The sequence below is a fragment of the Peptacetobacter sp. AB800 genome (assembly GCF_047807365.1).
Classification (GTDB): Bacteria; Bacillota; Clostridia; order Peptostreptococcales; family Peptostreptococcaceae; genus Peptacetobacter.
Window position 1 is genome coordinate 208,690 of record NZ_JBLOUI010000001.1, and the last position, 12,593, is coordinate 221,282.

General features: G+C 30.7%; 14 protein-coding genes. 1 reads left to right on the forward strand and 13 read right to left on the reverse strand.

Annotation, left to right across the window (positions count from 1 at the left end):
- Positions 1-5: 5 nt before the first annotated feature.
- The 8 genes from def to ltaE form a co-directional block, all read right to left on the reverse strand.
- On the reverse strand, positions 6-446 hold the full coding sequence (gene def / locus ACK2WN_RS00995) for a peptide deformylase (RefSeq protein ID WP_329982358.1): 441 nt from the start codon (positions 444-446) through the stop codon (positions 6-8).
- Positions 447-516: 70 nt separating this feature from the next.
- Positions 517-3,009 carry a primosomal protein N' gene (priA, locus tag ACK2WN_RS01000; protein WP_416154559.1) on the reverse strand — a complete coding sequence of 831 codons (2,493 nt, stop codon included), beginning with the start codon at positions 3,007-3,009 and terminating at the stop codon, positions 517-519.
- Positions 3,010-3,082: 73 nt separating this feature from the next.
- Positions 3,083-4,285, reverse strand: coding sequence for a bifunctional phosphopantothenoylcysteine decarboxylase/phosphopantothenate--cysteine ligase CoaBC (coaBC, locus tag ACK2WN_RS01005; protein ID WP_300529801.1), 1,203 nt, complete (start codon positions 4,283-4,285; stop codon positions 3,083-3,085).
- 1 nt (position 4,286) lies between these two features.
- Positions 4,287-4,556: a DNA-directed RNA polymerase subunit omega gene (gene rpoZ, locus ACK2WN_RS01010; RefSeq protein WP_300529788.1), complete on the reverse strand. Its 270-nt coding sequence runs from the start codon at positions 4,554-4,556 to the stop codon at positions 4,287-4,289.
- Positions 4,550-5,173: a guanylate kinase gene (gmk, locus tag ACK2WN_RS01015; protein ID WP_006440003.1), complete on the reverse strand. Its 624-nt coding sequence runs from the start codon at positions 5,171-5,173 to the stop codon at positions 4,550-4,552. The genes rpoZ and gmk overlap by 7 nt, the downstream gene beginning before the upstream one ends.
- A gap of 51 nt (positions 5,174-5,224) precedes the next feature.
- Complete coding sequence (locus ACK2WN_RS01020) at positions 5,225-6,106, reverse strand: YicC/YloC family endoribonuclease (RefSeq protein ID WP_416154560.1); 882 nt, start codon at positions 6,104-6,106, stop codon at positions 5,225-5,227.
- 3 nt (positions 6,107-6,109) lie between these two features.
- A complete protein-coding gene (gene dapF / locus ACK2WN_RS01025; protein ID WP_416154561.1) occupies positions 6,110-6,943 on the reverse strand; it encodes a diaminopimelate epimerase in 834 nt (277 codons plus the stop codon).
- Between the two features lie 667 nt (positions 6,944-7,610).
- Positions 7,611-8,642 (reverse strand): low-specificity L-threonine aldolase, encoded by a 1,032-nt coding sequence (gene ltaE / locus ACK2WN_RS01030; RefSeq protein WP_416154562.1) that lies wholly within the window; start codon positions 8,640-8,642, stop codon positions 7,611-7,613.
- 379 nt (positions 8,643-9,021) lie between these two features.
- Between ltaE and ACK2WN_RS01035 the strand changes: the two genes are divergently transcribed.
- Positions 9,022-9,822: an SDR family NAD(P)-dependent oxidoreductase gene (locus ACK2WN_RS01035; protein ID WP_416154563.1), complete on the forward strand. Its 801-nt coding sequence runs from the start codon at positions 9,022-9,024 to the stop codon at positions 9,820-9,822.
- A 341-nt stretch (positions 9,823-10,163) separates the two neighbouring features.
- Here ACK2WN_RS01035 and ACK2WN_RS01040 read toward each other — a convergent pair whose 3' ends face one another.
- From ACK2WN_RS01040 to ACK2WN_RS01060, 5 genes are all read right to left on the reverse strand, one after another.
- Positions 10,164-10,796: a hypothetical protein gene (locus tag ACK2WN_RS01040; protein WP_329998430.1), complete on the reverse strand. Its 633-nt coding sequence runs from the start codon at positions 10,794-10,796 to the stop codon at positions 10,164-10,166.
- A 13-nt stretch (positions 10,797-10,809) separates the two neighbouring features.
- Positions 10,810-11,451 carry a CPBP family intramembrane glutamic endopeptidase gene (locus tag ACK2WN_RS01045; RefSeq protein ID WP_329998428.1) on the reverse strand — a complete coding sequence of 214 codons (642 nt, stop codon included), beginning with the start codon at positions 11,449-11,451 and terminating at the stop codon, positions 10,810-10,812.
- A gap of 239 nt (positions 11,452-11,690) precedes the next feature.
- On the reverse strand, positions 11,691-11,903 hold the full coding sequence (locus ACK2WN_RS01050) for a hypothetical protein (RefSeq protein WP_416154564.1): 213 nt from the start codon (positions 11,901-11,903) through the stop codon (positions 11,691-11,693).
- Positions 11,904-11,935: 32 nt separating this feature from the next.
- Entirely contained in the window at positions 11,936-12,208 is a 273-nt protein-coding gene (locus ACK2WN_RS01055) for a type II CAAX prenyl endopeptidase Rce1 family protein (protein WP_416154565.1), read from the reverse strand.
- Positions 12,209-12,358: 150 nt separating this feature from the next.
- Positions 12,359-12,559: a hypothetical protein gene (locus ACK2WN_RS01060; RefSeq protein ID WP_416154566.1), complete on the reverse strand. Its 201-nt coding sequence runs from the start codon at positions 12,557-12,559 to the stop codon at positions 12,359-12,361.
- Between the last annotated feature and the right edge of the window lie 34 nt (positions 12,560-12,593).

The window sequence follows — 12,593 nt, forward strand, 5'->3', positions numbered from 1 at the left end:
CCCTCCTATTTTTCTACTCTATCAACGAATAATATTCCGTCTAAGTGGTCTAACTCGTGGCAGAAAGCTCTAGCTAGTAATTCTTCTCCAGCTAATTCAAACTCTTTACCATGTCTGTCCTGAGCTTTTACTTTTACAAAGTATGGTCTAGTAACAGGTTCGTTTATATTATCTACACTTAAACACCCTTCTATATCTGTCTGTTCTCCAGCAGTTTCTATTATTTCTGGGTTTATTAATTCTATAAGCCCTTCACCGATATCTATAACAACCGCTCTTTTTAACATACCAACCTGAGGTGCAGCAAGACCTACACCATCTGCTTCGTACATAGTATCAGCCATATCATCTAATAACTGTCCTAATTTTTCATCGAATTTTGTAACCGGTTTACATTTTTTTCTTAATACTGGTTCACCCATTTTTGTAACTCTTCTTAAAGCCATTTTTCTTCCTCCTAATAGCAGTCTTTTACTGCCGTTATTTTATAAATTTTAATGATTTTAATTTTTTATTTTAAAGTACGCTGTTTGGATTAACCGAGATAGAAATATTTATTCCCTTGTCAAATACAACATCTCGTTTTGTTATGCATACATATTTAATTATACCCTTTAAAAGATTAATTTCAACACCATCATCCTTAAATAATATCTGCCATCTATAGTTTTTATTTATCCTAGAAATAGCACAAGGATTCGGCCCTAGTATAAAACTCAAATCCTCAATTCCTCTTCCTTTAAATAAATATCTTAAAGAATTGTACATTGAGTATGCGTTTTTTTCTACTAAATTTTCATTCTCTCCACTTATAACAACACTTATCATATTATTAAATGGTGGGTATTCAAAAGTTTCTCTGATTTTAATCTCATTTTCGTAAAACTTCTCAAAATCGTACTCCATTGCACATTTTATCGCATAGTGATCTGTGTTATAAGTTTGGAGCACAACTTCTCCTTCTTTATCAGCTCTCCCTGCTCTTCCCGCAACCTGTGTAATCAACTGGAATGTTGTTTCGAAGCTTTTAAAATCAGGGAAGTTTAGCATCATATCCGCAGAAATTATTCCTACTAGTGTAACATCAGAAAAATCTAGTCCTTTGGAAATCATCTGAGTACCTATCAAAACATCAGCTTCCTTATTTCTAAATTTCTCTAAAATTTCCTCAGTAGCTCCCTTTCTAGCTGTAGTATCCTTGTCCATTCTTAGCACTCTAATCCCAGGAATTAAGTGCTTTAGTTCTTCCTCAATTCTCTGAGTTCCAGTTCCAAATGGTCTTAGATAATTACTGCCACATTCTGGACACTCCTGTGGAACCTGCTTTTCATATCCACAGTAGTGACATCTAGCAGAGTTGCTTCTTTTATGATATGTAAGAGAAATATCACAGTTTTCACATTTCATGACGTAACCACAGTTTCTACAAGATACAAAGTTTGCATATCCTCTTCTGTTTAAGAATAATATCGTCTGATTTTTTTCTTCTGTATTTTTCTTTATCTTATCTATTAACTTTCCACTGAATATGCTCTTGTTACCCATACCCAGCTCGGCCTTCATATCCACAACCTCTATTTTAGGCAATGGCTTAGAATTTGCTCTTTTATTTATTTTTAATAGTTTGTATTCTCCGTTTTTTGCTTTATAGTATTCCTCTACTGAAGGTGTTGCTGAACCCATCACCAAGGTCACATTGTTTTTAAAAGACATATATCTCGCAACTTCAAGTGCGCTAAACTTAGGATTCATCTCAGATTTGTATGAAGCTTCGTGGAATTCGTCAATTATTACAACTCCCAAGCTTCTAAACGGTGCAAATAGTGCTGATCTTGCTCCAATAAGTATTCTTATCTCGCCTTTTTTAACAGCTCTAAAAACATCGTGCTTTTCTCCTTCAGATAGCTGACTGTGGAAAACTCCTACTATATCGCCAAATCTATTCTTTATTCTAGCAACGGTCTGAGGTGTAAGTGAAATCTCTGGGACTAGTATTATACTATCCAATCCTTGAGATAATGCGTATTCTACTATATCCATATATACCTCTGTCTTACCACTTCCAGTTACACCATGAAGTATGTACGGCTTTTTGTCCTCTTCAAACATCTCATTTTTTATAATATCAGCAACCTCTTTCTGTTGCTCATTTAGCTCTATTTTCTTTGATTCAGCACCATATCTGGATTCAGGCTTTCTATAATATGCCTTCATTGTAAAATCAACTAAACCTCTATCTTTCAATGAATTTATACTCTGCTTAGAAACCTTTAAAATCTCAACAATATCATTTATCTCAGCTTCCTCATTTAATTTTAAGAACTCTATAATCTCTCGCTGCTTATTTCCAATTCTTATCTTATTCTCAGAAATATACTCCTCTGTATCATCCTCGTCATATCTCAGACTTACAAAGCACATATTTTTTTCATTTTTTGTGTTAGTATATTCCCATTTTATATCTACAACACCTTTATTCTTCATTCGGTGTAATATATTATTAATATTTTCCAAGTATTTTAACTTTTCTACCTTAATTTTTCCTTTATTTTCCGAAATTTTTACTGCAACTTTTCTCTCATCATCAGATAGAGAAGATAACTTTTCCAAATAATCATTTTTTAAAACTGCAACTTTATAATTTTTTAATTTAAGTCCCTTTGGATAAATCATATTTATACATTCCATATAGGTACAAATATATCTATTCTTCATCCAATGAACTAGCTCTAGCTGCTCAGGTAAAAATAAAGGCTCTTCATCTAAAATATCTTCAATCTCTTTTATCTTAAATTTTTTGTCTGAATTCTCTTCCTCTAAACCTTTTTCATCTCCAAAATTATTCTTAATCTTAAAGACAAATGCCTCTATAGGCTTATTACCCTTTCCAAAAGGAACTAAAACTCTATGTCCTATTCTAACAATATCCTCTAGAAATTCTGGGATTTTATAAGTGAAGAGATTGTCTGTGTAAACCGTATTACTTCTGACTATAACCTCTGCATACATTCACTAAATCCCTCCTTTTTCTAAAATATTATGTTAAAAAATAGAGGAGTTACCTCCTCTATTTTCTAATTTATTACTGATTTTCTATTATTGCTTTTACTTTATCAAGTATTATGTCTGCAACATCTTCTTTGCTCATCTTTGGATAGTCTTGCATATTTCCGTCTACATCTATTATCTTAACTATATTAGTATCTGTATTAAATCCAGCACCTTCTTTAGTTAAGTCGTTTGCAACAATAAAATCTAAGTTTTTAGATTCTATTTTTCTCTGAGCATTCTGAAGTAAGTCATTTGTTTCAGCTGCAAATCCAACTAAAACCTTGTCCGCTTTTATTTTACCCATTTCTTTGGCAACGTCCTTAGTTCTAGCCAATTCTATTGATAGGTCTCCATCTTTCTTTTTAACCTTTTTCTTTGAATAATTCTTAGGTTTATAATCCGCAACTGCAGCACTCTGTATAAGTGCATCGCAATCTTCAAAATTATCATTTACAGCATTATAAAGACTTTCTGCAGATGAAGTCTGTACAAATTTGTGTACTCCTCTAGGTCTTTCTAAACTAGTTGGCCCAGATATAAGAGTTACTTCAGCACCTCTCATAATTGCTCTCTTAGCTATTGAATAACCCATTTTCCCTGAAGATCTATTAGTTAAATATCTTACTGGGTCTATATCTTCAACTGTAGGGCCTGCTGTAACAGTTATCTTCATACCTTTTAAATCATCGCTTCCAAATAGAGAAACATATACTTCATGAACTATATCGTCCACGTCAGCTAATTTTCCTCTACCTAAATCTCCACAAGCAAGTCTACCAGAAGCTGGTTCTACAAATTTGTATCCATATCTTTTTAGTTTTTCGATATTATCCTGCACTATAGGATTTTCGTACATATTTGTATTCATAGCAGGTGCTATTATAACTGGTGCTTTTGTAGCCATAACTGTAGTAGTAAGCATATCATCTGCTATACCTCCAGCTATCTTCCCTATTACATTAGCAGTTGCAGGCACTATTAAGAAAGTATCCGCTTTTTTTGCAAGAGATATATGCTCTACATCCCAAGTCTTTGGTTCTTCAAACATATCTGTTATAGCAAAATTCTGGCTTAATGTCTGGAAAGTCATCGGAGCTACAAACTCACAAGCAGATTTAGTCATTATTACATGAACATTTAAATCTAATTTTTTTAACTTACTAACAATATCACAAGCTTTATATGCAGCAATTCCGCCACAAACTCCGATTACTACTGTTTTCTTTTCCATAATATTACTCCTGCTGTTCAGCTATCTGTCTATTCTGTTCTTCCTGATGTAATTTTTCTTTTATTGCTATTTCTTCTTCTGTTAATAATCTGTAAGTTATTTTTCCTTCTGCAACTTCTTTAGTAGCAGTTATAACTGGTTTTTCTTTTTTAGCTGTTTCTACATAAGGTTCAGCTCCGTCAACTAATTCTCTAGCTCTTTTTGCTACTGTCCAAGCTAAATAGTATCTGTTGTCTATTTTTTCTAATACGTCGTTTATTGATGGTTTTAACATTTTTTATATTCCTCCTCAAATTCTTTAAGTATTGCTTCTTTGTATCTTTCTGTTTTGTTTTTTTCCGCTGCTATTATAGATTCTATATCTTTAGCTGCAGTTTCAACATCTTCATTTATTATGAAATAGTCGTATTCTTTAAGAGTCTGTATCTCTTCATACGCCATGCTGAATCTTTTTTCAATCTGTTCTTCAGTTTCAGTTCCTCTACCAACTAATCTTCTCTTTAATTCTTCTAAAGATGGTGGTAATACGAATATTAGCACTGAATCTGGGCACATTTTTTTAACATTTAAAGCACCTATCATTTCTATTTCAAGAAGGACATCCTGACCTTTTTCAAGATTTTCCATTATAGCTGCTTTTGGAGTTCCGTAGAAATTGCCGTATCTCTCAGCATATTCAAAAAGATCTCCTTCTTCTATCATTTTCTTAAATTCTTCGTGTGTTTTATAGTAGTAATTTACGCCTTCTTTTTCCCCTTCTCTAGGAGCTCTAGTTGTTGCAGATACTGATAATTTTATGTTTTCGTTATTTTTTAATAACTCCTTACATATAGTACCTTTTCCTGCACCTGAAGGTCCTGAAACAACAGTTAGAATCCCTTTTCTATTCATTTTCAAAATCCTCCGTTAAATTTATTTTCATATAGAATAAATCTTACCAAATTATTCTATATTCTGAATCTGTTCTCTTATTTTTTCTAATTCGCTCTTGATTTCAACAACTGTGTTTGTTATTTCTAAATCTGATGATTTTGAACCGATAGTATTAGTTTCTCTGTTCATTTCCTGAATTAAGAAGTCTATTTTTCTACCTATAGAATCATTTCTTTCTATTGTTGTTTTTAACTGAGCTATATGGCTTTTAAATCTAACTATTTCTTCTGTTATATTGCTCTTATCAGCGTATATAGCAACTTCCATAGCTATTCTGTTTTCGTCTATTATCTCAGGGTTATCTAAGAATTCTTTTATTCTTGAAGTTAATTTTTCTTTATACTCAACAACTACTGTTTCAGAGTATTCTTCTATTCTATCTATGTATTCTCTAAGTAATCCGCATCTCATCTTAATATCTTCTGCAAGTTTCTTACCTTCTATAGTTCTCATTTCAGTAAGTTTTTCCATAGAAGCCTTAACTGCCTGTTCTAACATATTCCAAAGAAGGTCTTCATCGTCCTCTTTTTCTTCTGTTCTAACAACATCTGGGAATTTTGCAATATTCATTATAGATATATCGTCATCCATAGAGTATCTTTCTTTTATCCGAGTTAGTATATTGTAGTACTGATCTGCTAGCTGTTCATCGAATTTTAAGTTTACATCTTCACTACCAGTAAGTTCTAATTTTATAAATACGTCAGCTCTACCTCTTTTTACATAGTCTTTTACTAAATTTCTAACTTTATCCTCTAAAAAAGCTATTTTTCTAGGAAGTCTTATATTTATATCAGAATATTTATGGTTTATAGTTCTACATTCTACTAAAAAATAATAATTATCATCCTTATATTCGCCTCTTCCGAAGCCTGTCATACTTATTGCCATCTTTTAAACCTCCAGATATCCTTCACATATTTTAACAGCTGGTCCTGTCATAAATACTTTATCACCTATATCAATTTTAACTGTTCCACCTTTTGATGTAACATTCATGCTCTTTTCTGTTTTTCCAAGGTAGTTGCAAATTATAGCCGCTGCAGTCATACCTGTTCCACAGCCTAATGTATATCCACATCCTCTTTCCCAAGTGTAGACATTTATATTGTACTGATCTCTAACCTTTACAAAGTTTACATTTGTCTTTTCAGGGAATAAATCGCAATTTTCAATAGCTGGTCCGTATTTTTCTATCATATCTAAATCAAATTCATCTATAAATACTATAGTATGAGGTACTCCCATAAGCATAGATGTTATTGTAAAATCTCTATCTAATATATGTACTCTTTCCTCGATGAATTTTTCTTTATCTGTAGCCATAGGAATGTCACTAGTTTTAAATGAACCTTCTCCCATGTCTACCTTTATATTTATTACATCTCCTAAGTCTGAAGTATTTATTGTTACATGCTTTATACCTGCTAACGTATCTACATCAAACTCTTTTTCGTTGACTATACGGTTATCATAGACAAATCTGCAAAAACATCTAAGTCCATTTCCACACATAGCAGCTCTTGAACCATCGGAATTGTAATAAACCATTTCTATATCTGCTACATTTGAATTTTTTACAACTAAAAGTCCATCTGCTCCAACAGACATTCTTCTGTTACATACCTGTAACGCTAACGAAGAATATTCAGAAGGGCTTTTTCCATCATTTCTTCCATCTATAGCTATAAAATCATTTCCTATACCATGCAGTTTCCAGAATTTCATATTTTTACACTCCTTATTAAAGTATTTTTACTACCTACTTCTGAGAATCATAAAATTCTGTATAACTTAAGTGGTAGTTTTCATTGACACTTGAAAGTTCCGTATGTGTGCTTCAAATAGTCTTCCTTAACTATATAATTATACACTAAAATTTCATTGTTTCCAAATTATTATTTACATTGACGTTAAACTTTTGTTTTAAATATGATTAATTCTATTATTTTTTTAATAAATCTAATTAATTATATTTCATTCCTTCTCACAAATTCTTTCAACTCTTAGAAATACATCACATTAATTTTTCTCCTACTTATTTACTTATTAATATTAGATACTGTTATAAATACAGATTAAAAATTAATTTTAGAATATAAAAAAGGGACTCTTAGCAATTATTTTGTAATAAGTTTCTTTTTTTATATTTTTTTAATTTTTACTTATAAATACAGTTAAGTATTATTTTCTAAATGAATATATTCAAGAAGATATTATAATTATTTTGTAGATAGTCCTTTTAAAACTTAAACACAAGTAGCTCGCACCGACAATTCTGCAAGCGCCCAACATCATTGAAATGTGTTGGGCGCTGAAGCCTGGAGGGCGAATACTTGTGTTAAGTAAAAAAGGACTACCACAAAATAATTGTAGTAGCCCTATCTTCAATATATTATTTAGAAATTAATTCTTTAACTGTATTTATAACAGTATCTACATCTTCTCTACTCACATTTACATGAGTTACAAATCTGTATTCTCCGTTTTCCATTCCACTTATTTTTATTCCTCTATCGTACATTTTCTGAACGAATTCTTTTTCTGGTATAACATCTTCACCCATTGTGAAGTAAACCATACTTATATCATTAGTATTTTTATTTACTGATATTCCATCTATCTTATCTAACTCGTCTGCTAAGTAGTGACTGTTTCTGTGGTCTTCATCTAATCTCTGAGTCATTTCGTCGATAGCTATAAGTCCTGCTGCTGCAAGTATTCCAACCTGGCGCATTCCTCCGCCCATTAGTTTCTGTTTTCTTCTAGCTTTTTCTATAAATTCTTTGCTTCCTGCTACTATTGATCCAACTGGTGCTCCAAGACCTTTTGATAAACAGAACATAACTGAATCACAGCAAGCAGTTATTTCTTTTACATCTACACCTAGTGCTTCTGCTGCATTGAATATTCTCGCTCCGTCTAAGTGAACTGGTAAATTGTGTTTTTCTGCTACATCTTTTATAGCTCTTAAATTTTCAACACTTACTACTGTTCCACCTAAACAAGCATTTTCAACACATATAAGCCCTGTTGATGGCTCATGTATATCATCTCTTCTTATTGCTTTTTCTACTTCTTTAGGATCTAATTCACCTTTTTTTCCTGTGTCTAAAGTTCTTAACTGAACCCCAGCTATAACTGCAGGTGCTCCAACTTCATGCACAACTATATGATAATCTCTACCTATTATTATTTCTTGTCCTCTTGTACAATGAGTGAATAAACAAAGCTGGTTTCCAAATGTTCCACTTGGAACAAATATAGCAGCTTCTTTTCCAACTTTTTCAGCAGCTCTTTTTTCTAATTCATTTAAAGTAGGGTCATCTCTGTATATTGAGTCACCAACTTCTGCTTCTGCCATAGCCTTTCTCATTTTATCTGTAGGCATTGTAACTGTATCACTTCTTAAATCGATAAATCTCATATCCTCAATTCCTTTCATTAGTTAAATTTTTATAATTTAATTATATCAAAATATAATTACTTTTCACATATTTTAATATTTTAAAAATAAATTTTAAATATTTTGTAATACTTTTTATTTTATTGGGTATATATCTATCATAAAAAATACTGTAATACATTCTTATACAATATTATTTTCTAAATTTTTTCCTATGAAATTTTTTAGATTTATACTATTTTGTTATAGTTTATTTATAATATTGTGAAATTTAATACTTTTCAAAAAACTATTGAACTTTTATGAAAAAGATTGTATTATAAAGCCATAATATAAAAAAATTATTTTATATATAGGTTAAAACTTTTTTTATAGTTTATGCGAAAGGGGAAACACTATTATGGGATTTTTAAATGGAAAAACAGTAATCGTTACTGGTGGAGGTAGATCTGTATTACGTGATGGAAGATGTGGATCTATAGGATATGGAATAGTTACAGCATTTGCTAAAGAAGGAGCAAATATAGTAATAACAGGACGTAACGCTAAAAAATTAGAAGACGCTAAAGAAGAAATAGAAAGATTATACGGAGTAAAAGTACTTCCAGTTAGAGCTGATGTAAGTGCTGGTGGTGACAATAAAGCTGTTGTTGATGAAGTTATAAAGCAGACAATAGATGCTTTTGGTAGAATAGACGTACTTGTAAATAATGCTCAGGCTTCTGCTTCAGGTGTTACTTTAGAAGATCATACAACTGAACAATTTGATTTAGCTATATATTCAGGATTATATGCAACATTCTACTATATGCAGGCTTGTTTACCATACTTAAAAGAAACTAAGGGAAGCGTTATAAACTTCGCATCTGGAGCTGGCTTATTCGGAAACTATGGACAGTGTGCTTATGCAGCTGCTAAAGAAGGTGTTCGTGGTTTAACTAGAGTTGCAGCAACAGAATGGGGTCAGTTTGGAATAAATGTAAATATAATCTGCCCACTTGCTTGGACTGCACAGCTTGAAAACTTTGAAAAAGATTATCCACAGGCATTCAAAGAAAATGTTAAGATGCCACCTGCTGGACACTACGGAGATGCTGAAAAAGAAATCGGACGTGTATGTGTACAGTTAGCTTCACCAGACTTCAAATATATGAGTGGTGAAACAATAACTCTTGAAGGTGGAATGGGATTAAGACCTTAATTAATTAGAATATCAAAGATGTCGCTCTTTTGAGTGACATCTTTTTTATAGAAAAAGCAAGGGATAGAAATAATTTTTAGAGGCATCACATTTTGTGTAAGATTTTGTATTTTGAAAAGTTTTCTTTTTAGACACAAAAGTGATGACATCTCTAAAATTTATTTTCTATCCCTTTGCTTGTCAGTAAAAAATAAGCCACTCATAAAGAGCGACTTATCTTTTATATATTCTAAACTAATTTAAGGTCTTATATACTGGTATGTTGTACTAGCAGTTGTTAGCCTTGTTCCTATTTTTATGTCCACAATTATTTAAGTTCTTAATTTTGAGGTTTGCAAAATTTAAGCTAATATTAGTATGCATGCTATTATGTTGTTTAGCATAGTAGCTGCTATACAGATGTCTATTCGTTCTGTTTTGTAGTATGCTATTAGCGGAATTATGTTTATTGCAAATCTTATTAGCATTTCTGGTATTCCACTTATTCCACCAAGTAGTACTATTACTACTGCTGCTATTGGGATGGCTGATTTTTTCATGTTACCTATGCTTTTTAGTGCTACGTGTACATAGATAAACTCTGTAATTATTGGTAATATGAAGCATATCTCAAACAATGCTAGTCCTAGTTTTGCACCTGTTAGTGTTCTTAACTGGTTTTCTAAGAAATAATCTTCTGCTATAGGAGCTATTCCCATTATTTCAACCATTCCGTTAGCTGCATAAGCTGCTGCTTTTGATAGTATGTAGATTAGTAGGACGTATTTTAAGTTTTCCCACTTGAATAAATCTTTTATGTTTGCATATCCTTCTTTGTTAATATAAACTAATAGGATTATTGTTAGTACACTTAGTATAGTTAAATTCATAAGTTGTGGCATGAATTTTATGTTTATAAATATTTGAATAATAATTAATACTAACCCTGCCAATAATTCTAAAGCTGATTTTAATTCTTTATTTACTTTTGTCATTTTTCTCACCTTCTTATAAGAAAATATTTAAAACACTATAAATCATACTTGTTACGATACATACATCTATTCTCTTGGTTTTACAATATATTATCGCTAGAATTAGACCTATTAAAAAGTACATAGCACAGTAAAGTGGACTTCCTAATTCGTGACTAAATGCATATAACACTGTTGAGAAGATTAACATTGATTTTTCAATATTTTTTGTATTCCCTATACTTCCTACATCTCCAATGAATATGTATCTATACTGAAACTCTTCTATTATTGGAATCCAAAGTATTGAAACTATATAATATTCCACTATAGACAAATCTCTTAAACTATTAGTTATTCCATGTAAAATATCTCCTTGCATTGGTATTATCCCATATTTCGCTGCAATCGATGAAAATATTACTGTTATAGCTTTCATAATTATACACCCAATAGCTATATATTTAAGATTTTCCAATTTGAATAAATCTTTGATATTTATTTCATTTTTTTTGTAAAGATATGTTAGTAAAAGTATCAAAGATAGCACTTCTATAGATATTATCACCGCTATGTTTGATATATTTATAGAATGTATTATTCTAAATATTAAGTGTAGTGTAAGTAAAATCATTAAATTTATTACTAATCTTCTGTGTTCATTTTCCTTTGTCATGATATTCACCCCAATCTAAAATATCTTTCTTTGTTTTCACTACAGAAATTTCCATCTCTCAAATAAAAAAGAGAGCTAAGATTTGATTTAATATCTCTTCTTACTCTCTTTTTATCATTTATCTATTCTGTTTTCAATCACTTTGCTCCAACTGGACGTTTTAATGTTCCAACTGGGCATAATCTATTTTGAAGAGCTAGTATTTTTATTTTTTATACTTTATCATTTTTATTTAACTTCTATTTTCTTCTTCCTGTTGAACCTGGGCAATTCTTTTTACTATTACAACATCCTGTACATCCTGAACCTGCTGTATATTCACAATTTTTTATTGTTTCGCTAAGTATTTCAGTTGTAATCTTTGATAAACAATCCATATCCGTAGCTATACGTTCATCGCTATTGCTACTTCCATTTTTTCTATTTATTTCGAAATCTTTATAATTTGTCATTTTATCCCTCTTTCTTTAAAATACTAACTCTTTTAATACACTACTACCATATTATTTAGCATATGTTCAGCAATACATATATCCACTCTTCCGGTTTTTTTGTATATTATAGCTGGTATCAATGCCATAAAAAAATACATTGTAAAATATAATATGTTATTTGCTCTATGACCAAAACTAAATATAATTGATGATATTATTAATGAAATATATCTCATTTTTCCAATATTCCCTATAATCATATATTTGTATACATATTCTTCTCTTATAGGAGCCCAAAAGTTTTTATATATATAAAACTCCACTAGTTCTATTCCATTTAAACTATGTGCATACTTTATTAATGCCTGATCATTTGCTGATACACCTCCGTATATACCTATTCCTATATATGAAAATACTATTCCTATAATTCTATTTATTAAAAATATAAATAGTATATACTTTAGATTTTCCTATTTAAATAAATTTTTAATATCTATATCATCTCTACTATTTAAATAAATTAATACAAACAATCCCGCTAAAATTTCCATTACTATCGCTATCCATATATTAATATTTAATATTATATGTCTAATCAAATATAACCCTATCAATAAAAATCCTACAGCTATATTTTTATCTCTTACTTCTTTGCTATATTCCTTTACCACAACACTCACCTCAATTTAAAATAACTTTCCTTGT

Excerpts from the sequence above, each read along its gene's own strand:
- ACK2WN_RS01020 (WP_416154560.1), bottom strand. The coding sequence starts at position 6,106 with ATGGCAATAAGTATGACAGGCTTCGGAAGAGGCGAATATAAGGATGAT.
- rpoZ (WP_300529788.1), bottom strand. The coding sequence starts at position 4,556 with ATGTTAAAACCATCAATAAACGACGTATTAGAAAAAATAGACAACAGA.
- gmk (WP_006440003.1), bottom strand. The coding sequence starts at position 5,173 with ATGAATAGAAAAGGGATTCTAACTGTTGTTTCAGGACCTTCAGGTGCA.
- ACK2WN_RS01035 (WP_416154563.1), top strand. The coding sequence starts at position 9,022 with ATGGGATTTTTAAATGGAAAAACAGTAATCGTTACTGGTGGAGGTAGA.
- ACK2WN_RS01050 (WP_416154564.1), bottom strand. The coding sequence starts at position 11,903 with ATGACAAATTATAAAGATTTCGAAATAAATAGAAAAAATGGAAGTAGC.
- dapF (WP_416154561.1), bottom strand. The coding sequence starts at position 6,943 with ATGAAATTCTGGAAACTGCATGGTATAGGAAATGATTTTATAGCTATA.
- ltaE (WP_416154562.1), bottom strand. The coding sequence starts at position 8,642 with ATGAGATTTATCGATTTAAGAAGTGATACAGTTACAATGCCTACAGAT.
- priA (WP_416154559.1), bottom strand. The coding sequence starts at position 3,009 with ATGTATGCAGAGGTTATAGTCAGAAGTAATACGGTTTACACAGACAAT.
- def (WP_329982358.1), bottom strand. The coding sequence starts at position 446 with ATGGCTTTAAGAAGAGTTACAAAAATGGGTGAACCAGTATTAAGAAAA.
- ACK2WN_RS01045 (WP_329998428.1), bottom strand. The coding sequence starts at position 11,451 with ATGACAAAGGAAAATGAACACAGAAGATTAGTAATAAATTTAATGATT.
- ACK2WN_RS01040 (WP_329998430.1), bottom strand. The coding sequence starts at position 10,796 with ATGACAAAAGTAAATAAAGAATTAAAATCAGCTTTAGAATTATTGGCA.